The following is a 17,415-nucleotide window of genomic DNA, read 5'->3' as shown; positions in this document are numbered from 1 at the left end:
CGATGGTATCGCCGCGGCTCAGGTGAACCGAAACGAGCGGATCGCGGCTACCGCGGCGACGACGCCCCAGGCGACGAGCACGCCGAACCCCACCCAGTCGACCGACAGCCGTGTCGCCTGGTGCAGGGCCTCCGCCAACGCCCCCGACGGGGAGCACCGCGCGACCCACTTCACCGCCTCGGGAACCGACGACCCGGCGACCACGAGGCTGCCGATGCCGATGAAGACGAACCAGGCGATGTTCGCGACGGCGAGGACGATCTCGGCCCGCAAGGTGCCGCCCAGCAGCAGCCCGAGCGCCGAGAACGTCAGCGTGCCCAGCGCGATCGCGACGGCACCGACGAGCAGACCGCCGAGACCGATGTCCCAGCCGAACGCGACGCCGATCGCCCCGAGCACGATCGCCTGCAGGACGACCACGACGGCGACGGCGATCGACTTGCCGGCGATGACACCCCAGCGGGGCAGGGGGGTGGCGCCCAGCCGCTTCAGCGCGCCGTAGCGGCGGTCGAAGCCGACCGCGATGGCCTGTCCGGTGAACGCGGTCGACATGACCGCCACCGTCATGATCGCGGGCACGAACCGATCCGCTCGCGACTCGGCCCCGGTCGAGATGGGCAGCAGGCACAGGCCGATCAGCATCGTGACCGGGATGAACATCGTCAGCAGCAACTGTTCGCCGTTGCGAAGCAACAAGACCAGTTCCATCCGCGACTGGGCCGCCAGCATGCGCATCACCGGTGCGGCGGCCGGACGAGGAGTGAACAGGCCCGGGGTGAAGCGAGCGGCGGATGCGCCGGTGCGACGGGGTGTGTCGGTCATCCGCGGAGGTCCCGTCCGGTGAGGTCGAGGAAGACGTCCTCGAGGCTGCGCGTCTCCACCCGCATGTCGGTCGCGAGCACGTTGATCCGCGCGCACCACGCCGTGACCGCGGCGATCACCTCGGGGGTGACCGGGCCGGCGACGAGGTAGGTCCCCGGCGAGATCTCCTCGGTGGAGTACTCCTCGGCGAGGATGGAGCGCAGCAGGTCGAGGTCGAGGCCACGGGGCGCCTTGAACCGCAGCTCGTTCTCCGCGCCGCGGCTGGTCACCTCCGACGGCGAGCCATGGGCGACGACGCGACCGCGGTCGATGATGACGAGGTCGTCGGCGAGCTGCTCGGCCTCGTCCATGAGGTGTGTGGTCAACAACACGCAGACACCGTCCGCTCGCAGGCGGTCGATCAACTCCCACACCAGGATCCGCGCGGCGGCGTCGAGTCCGGCCGTGGGCTCGTCCAGGAAGACCAGCTCCGGGCGTCCGACGAGCGCGCAGGCCAGCCCGAGCCGCTGTTGCTGGCCGCCGGACAGCCGTCGGTACGGCGTCCGCTGCGCGTCGCGCAGGCCGAGGGTGTCGATGAGCCAGTCGGGGTCGATGGGGTCCGCCGAGTAGGCGGCGCACAGTCGGAGCATCTCGCCGGCCCGGGCTCCGGGGTAGGCGCCGCCGCCCTGCAACATGACGCCGATCCGCGGTCGCAGCGCCTCGTTGTCGGCGATCGGGTCGAGCCCGAGCACGCGGACGGTGCCGTCGTCGGGGGTCAGGAACCCCTCGCAGATCTCGACGGTCGTCGTCTTGCCCGCGCCGTTGGGGCCGAGGAGTGCGACCACCTGGCCGCGCTCCGCGCGCAGGTCGATGCCGTCCACCGCGGTCGTCCCGTCGAAGCGCTTGACGAGGCCCGTGACGTCCAGCGCCGGGGCTCCGATCGGGCTGTTCACGCGCTCAACAGTAGGCGGGCGGCCGCGCCGGATCGTCGGGGGGCGTGTCCGGCGGCGGTCACCGGACCCGCTGGTCGGCGGCTGCGACGGGGTCCGACGACGAGGTCGACGACGCCTCGTCGTACGACGCGGTGTCGGCGGGATCCGATCGCGCGCCGACGTGGTCGTCGGCCGGTCGGATGTGGGGGTCCGGCGCGACACGATTACGGCGACTGCGCGGCCGTTCGAAGAACAGGGCGGTCAGGGCCGCCGTCAGCAGGATCGACGCGACGATCGCCTCGGCGAGCTGGAAGCCCCGGGTGCCCGCGCCGGTCGGGAGGATGACGACGGCGATCACGGCGGACACCGCGATCGCCACGAGGCGGAACCACCGACCGGTCGCCCACGCGGCCAGCGGGATGATCGCCCACAGCAGGTACCAGGCCTGCACGAACGGGAAGAACACGACGAAGGTCGCCATCGCGATACCGAGTGCGCCGAGCGGGTGCAGGCGACCAGCGAGCGCCGCGAGCAGCCACCGGACGATGAACACCGCCGCGATGAGCTGACCGATCGGACGGGCCACGTCGAGCATGGCCTGGGTGTGGTCGCCGAGTCCGAGCACCACTCCGACGCGCCCACCGGTGACGCCGAGCAGGGTGGGCATCGACATCCACGACCGGACCACGTCGCCCGTGCTCAGCGTCTTCGTCCAACCGAAACCGAGGCCGGTGCCGACGCAGATGCCCACCATGACGACGACCAGCACGGCCAGGAGCAGGCCGGCCGCGCCGGCGAGGGCGATCACCGACTGCCGCGATCGCGTCCACCACTGCGACCGCGGGGCGTGGCGCAGAGCGGGCAGGGTCGCCCCCCAGCGGCGCGCCAGGCCGATGCCGACGAACCCCAACGCGAGCAGCGAGGCGATCTTCACCATCGACGAGGCGGAGATCACGACCACGCCGGCCAGGAACAGCCACCCGGTGGGCGACGGCATCCACCCCGGTGCCCGGCGCAGGCGATGCGGCGAGTCGAGCGCTCGGAAGCACAGCTCGATCCCGGCCAGCATCATCCCGAGCATGAGGGCCTCGTTGTGGATGCCCCCGACCAGATGCAGGATCAGCAGCGGGTTCAGGGCCCCGAGCCACAGCGCGGCGACGGGCGACACGCCGCAGCGGCGTGCGAGTCGTGGCAGCGCCCACACGACCAGGCCGACACCGACCAGCGCGAGGAGACGGTGCAGGAGGATCGCGGCGGACAGGTTGTCGCCGGTGATGTTCGTGATGCCCTTGCCCAGCCACAGGAACAGCGGCCCGTAGGGCGCGGGGGTGTCCCGCCACAGGTTGGGCACCGACCGCGTGAAGACGTGGTCGACGCCGAGGCCGCGGACAGGACTGATCGTGTAGGGGTCCATGCCCTTCGCCGCGATCGCGCTCTGGGCGAGGTAGGAGTAGATGTCCTTGCTGAGCAGCGGGGGCGCGACGACGATCGGCGCCAGCCAGACGAGCAGGGTGCGGTCGGCCTGACGGTGGGTCATGCGGCGCTCCGGACGGCGTCCGGCGGCGACGTCGACGGTGAGCCGCCCGACCGCGAAGCGCCCCAGCATCAGCCAGGCCAGCACCAGGACGATGGTCCCGGTGATCGACAGCGTCAGCGCCGTCGTCCACATCCGGGAGGGCAGCGACAGGACGCGCATCCCGGAGATGGGGTTCTGCAGCACGGGGACCGCGCCGGTGCCGAGCGACCCGACCAGGATGAGGATCGATCCCACGGCGCCGAAGATCCGGATCCGTGCCAACGCCCGGTTCTCCGCGGGCAGCAGCGGGCCGACCTCGGGTTCGCGGTCGTGCATGCGCGCGAGCGACACGCCGTAGTCGCCCGGGAGGTCGGGCGGTGGTGCCGTCCCGCGCCGTCGCAGGCCCAGGTAATCGCCCACGACGCCGACGCGCGCGGGGATCACGCCGCGGGCCCGCGGCCGGGGGTCTGACACGAGTGCAGACTATCCGTCGGGGAGCCGTTCCCGAGTGGGGCCGAGCCGCGCGCCACCGCGGGGGTCGCACATCGGCCGCGGCTGGGGGATAGGTCACCCTTGCTGGCACCGCGCCGCGAATTAGGTGACACTTGTGTTGTGAAAACCTCGCCGGCAGGCGCGCGCTCGATGGAGCCGCACGTCACGATCACCACGGAGGGCCAGACCCGGTCCGCGGTGATCGCGTTGCTGCTCGAGCACGGACCGAGCACCGCGGGCGAGATCGGCGAGGAGCTCGGCATGAGCGCGGCCGGGGTGCGTCGTCACCTCGAGGCGCTGATCGCCGAGGGGCGTGTCACCGCGGGCGAGTCGTCCCGGTACGCCCGTCGCGGTCGGGGTCGTCCGGCCAAGCAGTTCCGCCTCACCGCACAGGGTCGGGGACGTCTCCCGCACGCCTACGACGATCTCGCCGGTGCCGCCATGCGGCGCCTGCGCGACCTGGGCGGCGACGAGGCCGTCCGGGCGTTCGCCGCCGATCGCATCGACGACGTCGTCGGCGAGGTCGAACCGACCTCACCCGAGGTGGCCGAGCGTGACCCCGCCGCGGTCGAGCGGACGGCCGCGCAGATCGCCGACGCGCTGACCCGATCGGGGTTCTCCGCAGACACGCGTCGTGTCGGCAACGGTGTGCAGATCTGCCAGCACCACTGCCCGGTCGGCCACGTCGCGCAGGAGTTCCCCGAACTCTGCGAGGCCGAGACGGCGCGGTTCACCGAGTTGCTCGGCACCCACGTGCAGCGCCTGGCGACCATCGCCAACGGCGATTGCGCGTGCACCACACACGTACCCCTGTCCACCCCCACGACCTCGCACCCGGCGGCCGACGCACAGCCCCCGTCGCCGACCGCCACCACCCACCGAGAGGACACCGATGACCGTCACTGACCCCCGCACCACCGCCGGCGGGCCCGCCGCCCCGCTGACGCAGGAGGAGACCATCGCGTCGCTGGGCACGTACGGCTACGGATGGTCGGACTCCGACGTCGCCGGTGCCAGCGCGCAGCGCGGCATCAACCCGGCGGTCGTCACCGACATCTCGGCGAAGAAGAGCGAGCCCGAGTGGATGCTCGCCGCCCGCCTCAAGGCGCTGCAGACCTTCGAGCGCAAGCCGATGCCGACCTGGGGCAGCGACCTCGACGGCATCGACTTCGACAACATCAAGTACTTCGTGCGCTCCAGCGAGAAGCAGGCCGCCACGTGGGACGACCTGCCCGCCGACATCAAGAACACTTACGACAAGCTGGGCATCCCCGAGGCCGAGAAGCAGCGTCTGGTGTCCGGCGTCGCGGCGCAGTACGAGTCCGAGGTCGTCTACCACTCGATCCGCGAGGACCTCGAGCAGCAGGGCGTGATCTTCCTCGACACCGACACCGCGCTGAAGGAGCACGAGGACCTGTTCCGCGAGTACTTCGGCACCGTGATCCCCGCCGGCGACAACAAGTTCTCGGCGCTGAATACCGCCGTGTGGTCGGGTGGCTCGTTCATCTACGTGCCCAAGGGTGTCCACGTCGACATCCCGCTGCAGGCCTACTTCCGCATCAACACCGAGAACATGGGCCAGTTCGAGCGGACGCTCATCATCGTCGACGAGGGCGCCTACGTGCACTACGTCGAGGGGTGCACCGCGCCGATCTACAAGACCGACTCGCTGCACTCCGCGGTCGTCGAGATCATCGTCAAGAAGGGCGGGCGCTGCCGCTACACGACCATCCAGAACTGGTCGAACAACGTCTACAACCTGGTCACCAAGCGCGCGAAGGCCGAGGCCGGCGCGACCATGGAGTGGGTCGACGGCAACATCGGCTCCAAGGTGACGATGAAGTACCCCGCGGTGTGGATGACCGGTGAGCACGCCAAGGGCGAGGTTCTCTCGGTGGCGTTCGCCGGCCCGGGTCAGCACCAGGACACGGGTTCGAAGATGGTGCACCTCGCGCCGCACACCTCGAGCAACATCGTCTCGAAGTCCGTCGCCCGCGGCGGTGGTCGCGCCTCGTACCGCGGCCTGGTCCAGGTCAACCGCGGCGCACACGGCAGCCGCTCGACGGTGAAGTGCGACGCGCTACTCGTCGACACGATCAGCCGCAGCGACACCTACCCCTACGTCGACATCCGCGAGGACGACGTGACGATGGGTCACGAGGCCACCGTCTCGAAGGTCAGCGACGACCAGCTCTTCTACCTGATGAGCCGCGGCCTGACCGAGGACGAGGCCATGGCGATGGTGGTGCGTGGGTTCGTCGAGCCCATCGCCAAGGAACTGCCCATGGAGTACGCGCTCGAGCTGAACCGTCTCATCGAGCTGCAGATGGAAGGGTCGGTCGGTTGAGTTCTGCGCAGGACACGCCCACCGGAGTGGTCGGCGCGGTGGCGGGGGAGAACCCGCACCCCGTCGTCAACAAGGGCGAGCTGTTCACGTCCTACGACGTCGACGCCTTCGAGGTGCCGTCGTCCAAAGACGAGGCCTGGCGTTTCACGCCGTTCCGGCGTCTACGGGGCCTGCACGACGGCTCGGCGACCGCGTCGGGCTCGGCCACGGTCGAGGTGACCGGCGCCGGTGACGGCGTGACGGTCGAGACCGTCGGCCGCGACGACTCCCGCCTCGGTGACGGTGGCATCCCGTTCGACCGGATCGCGGCGGCGGCGTGGTCGGGGTTCGAGCAGGCGACCGTCGTCTCCGTCGCTGCCGAGGCCGAGGTGGCCGACCCGGTGTCCGTCACGATCACCGGCCCGGGTGCCGGCGTCGTCGCCTTCGGACACGTACAGATCCGCCTCGGGCGGCACGCGCGGGCGACCGTCGTGCTCGACCAGGTCGGCAGCGGCACCTACGGCGAGAACATCGAGTTCGTCGTCGGTGACGGCGCGTCGCTCACGGTGATCGACGTCCACGACTGGGCCGACGACACCGTCCACGTCGCCGCGCACCACGTGCGGCTCGGACGGGACGCGTCGATCAAGCACTTCGCGGTCAGTCTCGGCGGCGACCTGGTGCGCCTGAGCCCGCTCGTGCACTACGACGGGCCCGGGGGGAACGCCGAACTCTGGGGTCTGTACTTCGCCGACGCCGGTCAGCACCTCGAGCAGCGGCTGCTGGTCGACCACTCGCAGCCGCACTGCCGCTCGAACGTCGTCTACAAGGGCGCGTTGCAGAGCGACGTCGACGCGGCGGGGCGCGCCACGGACCGGTCGCGCGAGGCCCACACCGTGTGGGTCGGCGACGTGCTGATTCGCGCCGAGGCCGAGGGCACCGACACGTTCGAGCTCAACCGGAACCTCGTGCTGACCGACGGTGCACGTGCCGACTCGGTCCCCAACCTGGAGATCGAGACCGGCGAGATCGTCGGTGCCGGGCACGCCAGCGCCACCGGACGTTTCGACGACGAGCAGCTGTTCTACCTGCAGGCCCGGGGCATCCCCGAGGACCAGGCTCGCCGACTGGTGGTGCGCGGTTTCTTCGCCGAGATCATCGCGAAGATCCCCGTGCCCGACCTCCGCGAGCGTCTCGAGGCCGCCGTCGAGGCCGAACTCGCCACCGCCGGCGTCTGACGCCGCCCCACCCCACGATTCACGAAGGATTCCTGTGACCACTCTCGAGATCCGCGACCTGCACGTCGACGTCGCCGGCAGCGACTCCGACGCCGAGCCCATCCACATCCTCAAGGGCGTGGACCTGACCATCGAGTCGGGCCAGACCCACGCGATCATGGGCCCCAACGGGTCCGGCAAGTCGACGCTGTCCTACGCGATCGCCGGGCACCCCAAGTACACCGTGACCTCGGGGTCGATCACCCTCGACGGTGAGGACGTGCTCGCGATGTCCGTCGACGAGCGCGCCCGCGCGGGCCTCTTCCTCGCGATGCAGTACCCGGTCGAGGTGCCCGGCGTCTCCATGTCGAACTTCCTGCGCACCGCGGCCACCGCCGTGCGGGGCGAGGCCCCCAAGCTCCGCCACTGGGTCAAGGAGACCAAGGAGGCGATGACCGAACTCGAGATCGACTCCTCGTTCGGTGAGCGCAGTGTGAACGAGGGCTTCTCCGGTGGCGAGAAGAAGCGCCACGAGATCCTGCAGCTCGGCCTGCTCAAGCCGAAGATCGCGATCCTCGACGAGACGGACTCCGGCCTCGACGTCGACGCGCTGCGGGTCGTGTCCGAGGGAGTGAACAAGTACAAGGAGCGCGAGAACGGCGGCGTGCTGCTGATCACGCACTACACCCGCATCCTGCGCTACATCCACCCCGAGTTCGTCCACGTCTTCGTCGGCGGCCGCATCGTCCAGTCGGGCGGTCCGGAACTCGCCGACGAGCTCGAGGAGAACGGGTACGTCCGCTTCACCGGGGCGGGCGCGTCGGCCTGACGCCGACCCGACACCCATCGTCACGAGGTGATCGCATGACCAGCACCGTCGCATCGCCCGCGCTCGACGTCGAGGCGTTGCGCGCCGACTTCCCGATCCTGGGCCGCACGGTCCGGGACGGGAAACCGTTGGTGTATCTCGACTCCGGCGCGACGTCGCAGCGGCCGCTGCCCGTGCTCGACGCCGAACGCGACTTCCTGCTGCACCACAACGCCGCGGTGCATCGTGGAGCCCACCAGCTCGCCGAGGAGGCGACCGACGCCTACGAGGGCGCCCGCGCGGACATCGCGTCGTTCATCGGTGCCGCCTACGAGGAGGTGGTGTTCACCAAGAACGCCACCGAGGCGATCAACCTCGTCGCGTACACCCTCGGTGACGACCGGACCGGCCCGCTGCTCGGTGGGCACCGCCTCGGCGAGGGTGACACCGTCGTGGTGAGCGAGCTCGAGCATCACGCGAATCTCGTTCCCTGGCAGGAACTCTGCCGTCGCACCGGCGCGACTCTGCGCTGGTACGACGTCACCGAGGACGGTCGGATCGACCTCGCCTCCCTGGATCTGGACGACAGCGTCGCGGTGGTGGCGGTGACACACCAGTCCAATGTCACCGGCGCCGTCACCGACGTCGCCGAGGTGGTGCGGCGGGCGCGGGCGGTGGGTGCCCTCGTCGTCCTCGACGCCTGCCAGTCCGTCCCGCACATGACGGTCGACCTGCACGCTCTCGACGTCGACTTCGCCGCCTTCTCGGGCCACAAGATGTTCGGGCCGTCCGGAGTCGGTGTGCTGTACGGCAAGTCGGCACTTCTCGAGCAGTTGCCGCCGTTCATCTCCGGCGGGTCGATGATCGAGACCGTGTCGATGGAGGTGTCCACCTACGCCGCCCCGCCGCAGCGGTTCGAGGCCGGCGTCCCGATGACGTCGCAGGTCGTCGGGCTCGGCGCCGCGGTGCGGTATCTGCGGGACATCGGGATGGATGCGGTCGCCGCCCACGAGCACACGCTCACCGAGCACGCGCTCACGCGTCTGGCCGCCATCTCCGGGCTGCGCATCGTCGGTCCGACCGACGCGACGGATCGCGGCGGTGCGGTGGCGTTCGTCGTCAACGGCATCCACGCCCACGACCTGGGCCAGATCCTCGACGACGAGGGTGTGGCCATCCGCGTCGGACACCACTGCGCGTGGCCGTTGCACAAGCGGTTCGGGGTCGCAGCCACCGCGCGGGCATCGTTCGCCGCGTACAACACCACAGCCGAGGTCGACGCTCTCGCCGACGCGATCGGGACCGCACAGCGGTTCTTCGGGGTGGGCTGAGCACATGCGGATGGAGCAGATGTACCAGGACGTGATCCTGGACCACTACAAGCACCCGCACGGCCGGGGTCTGCGTGAGCCGTTCGGCGCGGAGGTGCACCACGTCAACCCCACCTGCGGTGACGAGGTGACGCTGCGCGTCGCGGTCGCCGACGGTTCCATCGCCGACATCTCCTACGACGGCCAGGGGTGCTCGATCTCCCAGGCCGCCACGTCCGTCCTGTACGACCAGGTCGTCGGCCTGTCCGTCGCCGAGGCGCTCGACACCGTCGGGGCGTTCACCGGCATGGTCACCTCTCGCGGCGAGGTCGAGGGCGACGAGGACGTGATCGGCGACGGCATCGCCTTCGCCGGCGTGTCGAAGTACCCCGCCCGGGTGAAATGCGCCCTGCTCGGGTGGATGGCGTTCAAGGACGCCCTCGGCCGCACCGACGCCACACTGCCCGACGACGAGACCAGCACAGCCAGGAGCACGACATGACCGACCAGCAACAGACCCAACCGGTGCCCGCCGAGGTACAGACCTCGCTGCCCAGCATCGACGACGTCGAGGAGGCCATGCGCGACGTCGTGGACCCCGAACTCGGGATCAACGTCGTCGACCTCGGTCTCGTCTACGGGATCGACGTCGACGCCGAGGCCGTCGCGAAGATCGACATGACCCTCACCTCGGCGGCGTGCCCGCTCACCGACGTCATCGAGGACCAGTCGCGTGCCGCCGTGGTCACCAGCGGATTGTGCACCGACATCGAGATCAACTGGGTCTGGCTGCCGCCGTGGGGCCCGGACAAGATCACCGACGACGGCCGCGAGCAACTGCGCGCCCTGGGGTTCACCGTCTGATCCCTGCCGCTTGACGCGGGATCGTTGTAGAGTACACAATGGTTGTCATGAGTACAACCATTGTGGGTGATGTCCTGATCATCGGTGCCTCGCGCGGACTCGGTGCGGCGCTGGTCGCCGAATGGGTGTCGGGTGGTCGGCGCGTCGTCGCGACCACCCGTGGCGGTCACACGCCTCTCGACGAGTTCGCGGCCGCCCATCCCGACCACGTCGAGATCGAGAACGTCGACGTCACCGATGTCGACCAGATCGCGGCACTGCGCGGCCGACTGGACGGTCGGTCGTTCGGGCTGCTGTTCGTCAACGCCGGGGTCACCGACGAATCCGACGCAACGGTCGCGGAGGTGTCCACCGACGAGTTCACCCGTCTCATGGTCACCAACGCGCTGAGCCCGTTGCGTGTCATCGACGCGCTCGAGGATCTCGTCTCGCCCGGCGGGATGATCGGCGTGATGTCGTCGGGTCAGGGGAGCGTCGCGAACAACACGCGCGGCGGGCACGAGGTGTACCGCGCCAGCAAGGCGGCACTGAACACCCTCGTCCGCAGCTGGGCGGCCCGTCGAGGAGAACAGCGCGGACCGATCGTCCTGATGGCGCCGGGATGGGTGCGCACCGAACTGGGCGGCGCGGGCGCCCGTCTGACCGTCGACGAGAGCATCCCCGGGGTCGTCGCCACGCTCGACTCCCTGGCCGACCGCCCCGGTGTCCACTACGTCGACTACCTCGGACGGACCGTCCCGTGGTGACCGACGACAGCGCGACCCGCTCGTGGGCGTTGCTGTACGACTTCGTCGAGGCGCAGGGCCGACGCGCGGAACTGGCGCAGGCGCTGGGGTTCTCGCTCGGTGGTGGTCGCGGCAAGGTGTTGACGCGGCTCGGTGAGGGTCCGCGGACCCTGCGGGACATCGCGGCCGACATCGGGGTGGACGCGCCCTACGCCACCGTCATCGTCGACAAACTCGAGTCGCACGGACTGGTCGACCGCAGACCCCACCCCGACGACCGTCGGCGCAAGCTGGTCGCGCTCACCGAGGCCGGTCGGGACGCCCTCACCACGGTCGAGGCGATCCTCCGCAGACCTCCCGCGGCGATGGATCGGTTGTCGGAGACGCAGCGACAGACCCTGCTGGAACTCCTGACCGAACTGACCGCGGACGGCGTCTGACCCGCTTGGTCAGCGGGCTCGCGTCGACGCCCACGACGGTCGTCGCATCGCCCCGCGGGCGATCCGCACCGCCGCGGCAGGGCCGACGATCGGCATGAGTGCGGCCATCGCTCCGGCCACGGCGCCGAGGTCGTCGCGATCGCTGAGGTAGGCGTCGCGTCGCGCCGGGTCGAGCAGGAAGAAGCCGTCGAAGAACCCGATCGTCGCGGCGGCGTCGAGGCGCAACATCGTGTTCAGGCCGCGCCGCCGCAACGCGTGGACCGTCCGCGCCGGCGACGGCCACAGCGCACCGACGACGTCGGTCCCGTCCGCCACCGCTCGCACCACGACGTCGGCGAGGGCGAGCGACACCGCGACGCTGTAGCCGGTGGCGGGATGCATCAGTCCGCCTGCGGCGCCGAACCGGACCGGGTCGGCGTGCCAGGGTCGTTCGCCGCCGCCGTCCAGCGCGAACCGCACCGACTCCCGCGGCGCCTCGGTGATCGCGTCAGCGTCGAGTCCGGCACGGACCAGCCGTCTCAGCAGCCGGGCGCGGAGTTCGGCGACGGGCACCGGCGGGTCCGCGGCCAGACACGTCTCCTCGAGCAACACCGTGTTCTCGGCGACCGGGATCGCGTAGAGGAACGTCGCGGGAAGCGTGCGTCCCTTGCTGTCCACGGTGGTGGCGTCCAGCGGGCGGCCGTCGGGATCGCGCCAGTCCATGAGGACCGCCTCCTCGTCGCCGAGGACCGGCGCCGCGGTGGCGGTGTCGACGAAGATTCCCGATGCCGTCTGCGCCGGCCCGGGGGCGTCCTGGCTGCCGCGGGCGTCGACGACCACGTCCGCGGCGAGCACGCGACCGTCGGCGAGCCGCACCGCCTGCGCCGTGATGTCGGTGACCATGGCGGCGTACTCGCTGACCTCGGCGCCCAGCGCCGATCGCAGGGCGGCGCTGTCCAGGACGACGTAGGGCCGGTCGATGCTGTGCCGGCGCCCGGTGTGGACGGAGATGCGACGCACCCTCGTCGCGATCACCTCGGGTGGCAGCCAGAGCGGCAGTTCGTCCTCCCAGGCCGCATAGGTCGCCGACCACACCGCTGCTGGGTGGGGGTCCACGATCGCGACGTCGATGCCGGCCAGCGCGGCACGGTGGGCGACCGCGCGTCCGGCCGGCCCGGCGCCGACGACGACGAGCCGGTGTCGTGCCGTCGGACGGTCACCCACCGGCGAGCAGCCCGCCGTCGAGCGTGATGGTCTCTCCGCTGATCCAGCCCGACCGCTCGTCGTCGACGAGGAAGGCCACCAGTTCGGCGACGTCGGTCGGCGTGCCGAGCCGCTTCATCGGGAAGCGCGCGGCCACGCCCTGCTCGTCGGCGCTGTAGAGCGCCTCCGCGAACTGCGTCTTGACGATGCTCGGCGCGATGGCGTTGACGCGGATGCCGGGGCCGAGCTCGGCGGCCAACTCCGCGGTCAATCGGATGAGTGCGGCCTTCGACGCCCCGTAGGCGGCGATGACCCCGGTCGACCGCAGTCCTGCGGTGCTCGCGATGTTCACGACGGCACCGCCGCCGCTGCCCATGCCGGCGCGGTGACACTCCTGGAGGTAGCCGAGGGCCGCGACCACGTTGACGTCGAAGATCTTGCGCACCGCGTCCAGGTCGGCGTCCATCAGCGGGCCGTAGACGGGATTGATCCCCGTGTTGTTGACGAGGATGTCGACGGTGCCGTGGTCGCGAGCGGCGAGCTCCACGGCGGCTCGTCGGTCGTCGGGCGAACCGGTGTTCGCGGCGATGGTCCGCACGTCGGCATCCGGTGCCGTTTCACGGATCGTCGCCTCGGCGGCGGTGAGTGCGTTGGCCTTACGACCGGTGATCGTCACCGCGGCGCCCCGCGCGGCCAGCACAGACGCGGTTCCGAGGCCGATCCCGCGGCTCCCGCCGGTCACGAGGGCGGTCCGTCCGGACAGGGGCTGTGTCACATCGGTCACACCCACGACGCTATCCGACACCGCCGCGCGTCCTGCCAGGTCAACCCCGTCGTCGGTGGGGGAACCGGTTTGCACCCCTCCGTAGACTGAATCGTCGTGATCACGGCAACGGACCTCGAGGTGCGGGCAGGGGTGCGGACCCTGCTCTCGGCGCCCGGTCCTGCGCTGCGCATCCAGCCCGGCGACCGGATCGGCCTCGTCGGCCGCAACGGCGCCGGCAAGACGACCACCATGCGGATCCTCGCCGGCGAGGGCGAGCCGTACGCCGGCACCGTGTCCCGCACCGGCGACGTCGGATATCTCCCGCAGGATCCCAAGGAGGGCGACCTCGGCGTCCTGGCGAAGGACCGCGTGTTGTCGGCTCGCGGACTCGACGCGATGGTCCGGGACATGGAGAAGCAGCAGGCGCTGATGGCCGAGGCCGCCGACGACGCGACCCGTGACAAGGCCGTGGCGAAGTACGGGCGGCTCGAGGAACGGTTCTCCTCCCTCGGCGGGTACGAGGCCGAGTCCGACGCCGCGCGGATCTGCCACAGCCTCGCCCTGCCCGACCGCGTCCTCGGGCAGCCGCTGTCGACGCTGTCGGGCGGACAACGCCGGCGTATCGAGTTGGCCCGGATCCTGTTCGCCGCGTCGACCGGCGGCGGCAAGTCGAACACCACGCTCCTGCTGGACGAGCCCACGAACCACCTCGACGCCGACTCCATCACGTGGCTGCGCAGCTTTCTGCAGAACCACGAGGGAGGCCTCGTCGTCATCAGCCACGACGTCGACCTCCTCGCCGACGTGGTCAACAAGGTGTGGTTCCTCGACGCCGTCCGCGGCGAGGCCGACGTCTACAACATGGGGTGGGCGAAGTACCTCGACGCACGCGCCACCGACGAACAACGGCGCAAGCGGGAACGGGCCAACGCCGAGAAGAAGGCGTCTGCGTTGCGGACCCAGGCCGCGAAACTCGGCGCGAAGGCGACGAAGGCCGCTGCGGCACAACAGATGCTGAAGCGGGCCGACAAGATGATCGACGCCCTCGACGAGGAGCGGGTGGCCGACCGGACGGCGAAGATCCGCTTCCCCGAGCCGACCGCCTGCGGCAAGACGCCGCTCATGGCGAAGGAACTCACCAAGAACTACGGGTCGCTGGAGATCTTCACCGGCGTCGACCTCGCCATCGACCGCGGCAGCCGCGTGGTGGTCCTCGGCCTCAACGGTGCCGGCAAGACGACGCTGCTCAAACTGCTCGCGGGCGTGGAGAAGCCGGACCTGGGCAGCATCGAGCCCGGGTACGGGCTGAAACTCGGGTACTTCGCGCAGGAGCACGACACGATCGACGACATGGCCTCGGTGTGGGAGAACATCCGCCACGCCGCGCCCGACGCCGGTGAGCAGGACCTGCGTGGGCTGTTGGGGGCGTTCATGTTCAGCGGTCCCCAGCTCGAGCAGCCGGCGGGGACGCTCTCGGGTGGCGAGAAGACCCGTCTCGCGCTGGCGGGCCTGGTGTCGTCGGCGGCCAACGTACTGCTCCTCGACGAGCCCACGAACAACCTCGACCCGATATCGCGCGAGCAGGTGCTCGACGCGCTGCGCACCTACGCCGGCGCGGTCGTGTTGGTCACGCATGACCCGGGTGCGGCCGCCGCGCTGGAACCCGAGCGTGTGATCCTGCTGCCCGACGGCACCGAGGACCACTGGTCCGCCGAGTATCAGGAGCTCATCGAGCTCGCCTGATGACCCGGTGCGGAGATGAGCTCCTCCGCCGTGTCACAGAACTCATCGAGCTCGCCTGATCAGACGTAGGCGGCCTTGAGCTTCCCCTTGACCAGCTTGCCGGTGGGCGTGCGGGGGAGTTCGTCGACGAAGTCGTAGCTCCGCGGAGCCTTGAAGGCGGCGAGCTCCCGACGGACGAACGCGTCGAGCTCGGCGGCCAGTTCCGGCGAACCGGTGTGGCCTTCCTCGAGCTGCACGCAGGCCTTCACCTCCTCGCCGAACTCGTCGTTGGGGATGCCGATCACGGCGACGTCGAAGACGGCGGGGTGACCGATGAGGACGTTCTCGGCCTCCTGCGGGTAGATGTTCACGCCACCGGAGATGATCATGAACGCCTTGCGGTCGGTCAGGTAGAGATAACCCTTGTCGTCGACGTGCCCGATGTCGCCCGTAGTGGCCCAGAGTTCGTGGTCGGGATGCTCCGCGGCGCGCGTCTTCTCGGGATCGTTGTGGTATTCGAACGCCTTCGCCTCGCGCTCGAAGTACACCGTGCCGGTCTCGCCGACGGGCACCTCCGCACCGCTGTCGTCGCAGATGTGGATGACGCCGAGCAGGGGCTTGCCGACCGATCCGGGGTGCGCGAGCGACTCCTCCGAGTTGATGAAGGTGCCACCGATCGCCTCGGTCGACGAGTAGTACTCGTGGATCACCGGACCCCACCAGTCGATCATCGCCCGCTTGATGTGCACGGGGCACGGTGCGGCGGCGTGGATCGCGGCCTTCATCGACGAGACGTCGTAGCGGTCGCGGACCTCCTTGGGCAGCTTGAGCATCCGCACGAACATCGTGGGCACCCACTGACTGTGGGTGACGTGGTAGGCCTCGATGAGCCGCAGGGCCTCCTCGGGTTCGAAGCGGTCCATCACGACGACTGTGCCGCCCACCGACTGCGTCATGCCGCAATAGCGCAGCGGCGCAGCGTGATACAGCGGGGCGGGGGAGAGGTACACGGTGTCGGCGTCGAAGCCGTACATGCCGGAGAAGATCACCGTGTAGATGTCGGGGACCTCGTCGACCTCGCCCTCGGGCAGCGGCGGCTGGATCCCCTTGGGGCGACCGGTGGTGCCCGAGGAGTAGAGCATGTCGTGGCCGCGCGGCTGGCTCGCCGGTTTCTCCGGGGAGGCGGCGGCGAGCACCTCGTCGTACGACTCGAAGCCGTCGATCCCACCCCAGGCGATCCGGTGTTCCAGGGTGGTGACCTCCGCGGCGTCGGCGACGGCACCGGCCGACGCCGCGGAGGCGAACAGGACACGCGCACCGCAGTCACCGAGGATGAAGTTCGTCTCGGCGGCGGTCAGGTGATTGTTCACCGGCGTGATGTAGAGCCCGGACCGCAGGGCGGCCCAGTAGACCTCGAAGACCCGCAGGTCGTTGGTCGAGACGAGTGCGATGCAGTCGCCCCGTCGGAGTCCGAGTTCCCGGAGGTGGTTCGCCAGGCGGACGGACCGATCGTCGAGTTCGGCGTAGGTGATCTGCTCACCGGTCGCAGGGAGGATGGCTGCGGGCTTGTCGGGCGTCGTCGCCGCGAACACTCCTGGGAACATGGCGACAGGATAACCACACCTATGCCGCCGATGGAACAGATTCGGCAACTTGTCGCTTTGGGTCGGCGAGCAACTCGCCTGATGTGTTCGGTCTACTCCGCGCGGGGGCGACGGACCGACTCCTCGACGAGGTCGAGGACGGCGTGCAGGTCACGGCCGCGGTGGCCGGATGCGAGGCGGGTGATGAGGCCGTCGAGGACGAGGTCGAGGTACTGCACGATCACCTCGGTGGGGAGGTCGTCGCGGAGACGGCCGGCGCTGCGTTGGCGTTCGAGCCGGGCGAGGGTCGCGGCCTCGAGGTCGATGGACCGGGCCACCCACTCCGACCGGAAGTCGGGGTCCGACCGCAGCTTGCGCGCGATCTCGAGTCGCGTGCCGAGCCAGTCGAAGTCCTCGGGGTGGTCGAGCATGTCGCGCATGACCTGGACGAGTCCCTGCTCGGCCGCGACGTCGGCCATGCGTTCGGCGTCCTCGTGCGCGAGTGCGAGGAACAGCGCCTCCTTGTCGCGGAAGTGGTGGAAGATCGCGCCCCGGGACAAGCTGGTCGCGTCTTCGAGACGGCGCACCGTGGCGCCGTCGTACCCGTGTTCGGCGAAGCAGCGTCGCGCACCGTCGAGGATCTCGCGGCGGCGTGCCGCCAGGTGGTCTTCGCTCACGCGAGGCACGGCTGCGCCTCCTCTCCTCGATCGACACGGCGGCGATGGGCGCGC

General features: G+C 70.2%; 17 protein-coding genes. 10 read left to right on the top strand and 7 right to left on the bottom strand.

The window, feature by feature from the left end; translation table 11 throughout:
• Positions 1-18: 18 nt before the first annotated feature.
• From Q1A98_RS10280 to mptB, 3 genes are read right to left on the bottom strand one after another with little or no spacing between them, the layout of a single operon-like run.
• A complete protein-coding gene (locus Q1A98_RS10280) occupies positions 19-822 on the bottom strand; it encodes an ABC transporter permease (protein WP_299572777.1) in 804 nt (267 codons plus the stop codon).
• The gene (locus Q1A98_RS10275) at positions 819-1,754 is read right to left on the bottom strand and encodes an ABC transporter ATP-binding protein (RefSeq protein WP_299572774.1); all 936 of its coding nucleotides are present in this window, start codon (positions 1,752-1,754) and stop codon (positions 819-821) included. The genes Q1A98_RS10280 and Q1A98_RS10275 overlap by 4 nt, the downstream gene beginning before the upstream one ends.
• A 58-nt stretch (positions 1,755-1,812) precedes the next feature.
• A complete protein-coding gene (mptB, locus tag Q1A98_RS10270; RefSeq protein WP_299572867.1) occupies positions 1,813-3,669 on the bottom strand; it encodes a polyprenol phosphomannose-dependent alpha 1,6 mannosyltransferase MptB in 1,857 nt (618 codons plus the stop codon).
• Between the two features lie 222 nt (positions 3,670-3,891).
• Here mptB and Q1A98_RS10265 point away from each other — a divergent pair, with 222 nt between their 5' ends.
• Genes Q1A98_RS10265 through Q1A98_RS10225 form a run of 9 tightly spaced genes read left to right on the top strand, consistent with a single transcriptional unit; the run spans position 3,892 to position 11,431 of the window.
• The gene (locus Q1A98_RS10265) at positions 3,892-4,647 is read left to right on the top strand and encodes a metalloregulator ArsR/SmtB family transcription factor (RefSeq protein WP_299572866.1); all 756 of its coding nucleotides are present in this window, start codon (positions 3,892-3,894) and stop codon (positions 4,645-4,647) included.
• Positions 4,634-6,088, top strand: a complete 1,455-nt coding sequence (gene sufB / locus Q1A98_RS10260) for a Fe-S cluster assembly protein SufB (RefSeq protein WP_299572771.1) — start codon at positions 4,634-4,636, stop codon at positions 6,086-6,088. The genes Q1A98_RS10265 and sufB overlap by 14 nt, the downstream gene beginning before the upstream one ends.
• A gap of 26 nt (positions 6,089-6,114) precedes the next feature.
• Positions 6,115-7,305 (top strand): Fe-S cluster assembly protein SufD, encoded by a 1,191-nt coding sequence (gene sufD, locus Q1A98_RS10255; RefSeq protein WP_299572864.1) that lies wholly within the window; start codon positions 6,115-6,117, stop codon positions 7,303-7,305.
• Positions 7,306-7,339: 34 nt separating this feature from the next.
• Positions 7,340-8,113, top strand: coding sequence for a Fe-S cluster assembly ATPase SufC (gene sufC / locus Q1A98_RS10250; RefSeq protein ID WP_299572768.1), 774 nt, complete (start codon positions 7,340-7,342; stop codon positions 8,111-8,113).
• 35 nt (positions 8,114-8,148) lie between these two features.
• On the top strand, positions 8,149-9,423 hold the full coding sequence (locus Q1A98_RS10245; RefSeq protein ID WP_299572765.1) for a cysteine desulfurase: 1,275 nt from the start codon (positions 8,149-8,151) through the stop codon (positions 9,421-9,423).
• A 4-nt stretch (positions 9,424-9,427) separates the two neighbouring features.
• Positions 9,428-9,904, top strand: coding sequence for a Fe-S cluster assembly sulfur transfer protein SufU (gene sufU / locus Q1A98_RS10240; RefSeq protein ID WP_299572762.1), 477 nt, complete (start codon positions 9,428-9,430; stop codon positions 9,902-9,904).
• Entirely contained in the window at positions 9,901-10,266 is a 366-nt protein-coding gene (locus tag Q1A98_RS10235; RefSeq protein WP_299572759.1) for a metal-sulfur cluster assembly factor, read from the top strand. Before sufU ends, Q1A98_RS10235 begins: the two co-directional genes overlap by 4 nt.
• A gap of 47 nt (positions 10,267-10,313) precedes the next feature.
• Positions 10,314-11,012, top strand: a complete 699-nt coding sequence (locus tag Q1A98_RS10230; RefSeq protein WP_299572756.1) for an SDR family NAD(P)-dependent oxidoreductase — start codon at positions 10,314-10,316, stop codon at positions 11,010-11,012.
• Positions 11,009-11,431, top strand: coding sequence for a MarR family winged helix-turn-helix transcriptional regulator (locus tag Q1A98_RS10225; RefSeq protein WP_299572753.1), 423 nt, complete (start codon positions 11,009-11,011; stop codon positions 11,429-11,431). Before Q1A98_RS10230 ends, Q1A98_RS10225 begins: the two co-directional genes overlap by 4 nt.
• 9 nt (positions 11,432-11,440) lie before the next feature.
• Here the strand turns inward: Q1A98_RS10225 and Q1A98_RS10220 are convergent, their stop codons facing one another.
• Positions 11,441-12,634 (bottom strand): lycopene cyclase family protein, encoded by a 1,194-nt coding sequence (locus tag Q1A98_RS10220; protein ID WP_299572750.1) that lies wholly within the window; start codon positions 12,632-12,634, stop codon positions 11,441-11,443.
• Positions 12,627-13,388, bottom strand: coding sequence for an SDR family oxidoreductase (locus Q1A98_RS10215; protein WP_299572861.1), 762 nt, complete (start codon positions 13,386-13,388; stop codon positions 12,627-12,629). The genes Q1A98_RS10220 and Q1A98_RS10215 overlap by 8 nt, the downstream gene beginning before the upstream one ends.
• A gap of 105 nt (positions 13,389-13,493) precedes the next feature.
• Here Q1A98_RS10215 and Q1A98_RS10210 point away from each other — a divergent pair, with 105 nt between their 5' ends.
• Positions 13,494-15,122 carry an ABC-F family ATP-binding cassette domain-containing protein gene (locus Q1A98_RS10210; RefSeq protein WP_299572748.1) on the top strand — a complete coding sequence of 543 codons (1,629 nt, stop codon included), beginning with the start codon at positions 13,494-13,496 and terminating at the stop codon, positions 15,120-15,122.
• A 59-nt stretch (positions 15,123-15,181) separates the two neighbouring features.
• Here the strand turns inward: Q1A98_RS10210 and Q1A98_RS10205 are convergent, their stop codons facing one another.
• Entirely contained in the window at positions 15,182-16,705 is a 1,524-nt protein-coding gene (locus Q1A98_RS10205) for an acyl-CoA synthetase (protein WP_299572745.1), read from the bottom strand.
• Between the two features lie 92 nt (positions 16,706-16,797).
• A complete protein-coding gene (locus Q1A98_RS10200; RefSeq protein ID WP_299572742.1) occupies positions 16,798-17,370 on the bottom strand; it encodes a TetR/AcrR family transcriptional regulator in 573 nt (190 codons plus the stop codon).
• Positions 17,371-17,415: the final 45 nt, after the last annotated feature.

The organism is uncultured Williamsia sp. (genome assembly GCF_947494875.1).
In the GTDB taxonomy this organism is placed as follows: Bacteria; Actinomycetota; Actinomycetes; order Mycobacteriales; family Mycobacteriaceae; genus Williamsia_A.
This window is presented reverse-complemented; position numbering and strand designations above follow the sequence as displayed.

Excerpts from the sequence above, each read along its gene's own strand:
- Q1A98_RS10280 (WP_299572777.1), bottom strand. The coding sequence starts at position 822 with ATGACCGACACACCCCGTCGCACCGGCGCATCCGCCGCTCGCTTCACC.
- Q1A98_RS10265 (WP_299572866.1), top strand. The coding sequence starts at position 3,892 with ATGGAGCCGCACGTCACGATCACCACGGAGGGCCAGACCCGGTCCGCG.
- sufB (WP_299572771.1), top strand. The coding sequence starts at position 4,634 with ATGACCGTCACTGACCCCCGCACCACCGCCGGCGGGCCCGCCGCCCCG.
- Q1A98_RS10245 (WP_299572765.1), top strand. The coding sequence starts at position 8,149 with ATGACCAGCACCGTCGCATCGCCCGCGCTCGACGTCGAGGCGTTGCGC.
- sufU (WP_299572762.1), top strand. The coding sequence starts at position 9,428 with ATGCGGATGGAGCAGATGTACCAGGACGTGATCCTGGACCACTACAAG.
- Q1A98_RS10235 (WP_299572759.1), top strand. The coding sequence starts at position 9,901 with ATGACCGACCAGCAACAGACCCAACCGGTGCCCGCCGAGGTACAGACC.
- Q1A98_RS10230 (WP_299572756.1), top strand. The coding sequence starts at position 10,314 with ATGAGTACAACCATTGTGGGTGATGTCCTGATCATCGGTGCCTCGCGC.
- Q1A98_RS10205 (WP_299572745.1), bottom strand. The coding sequence starts at position 16,705 with ATGTTCCCAGGAGTGTTCGCGGCGACGACGCCCGACAAGCCCGCAGCC.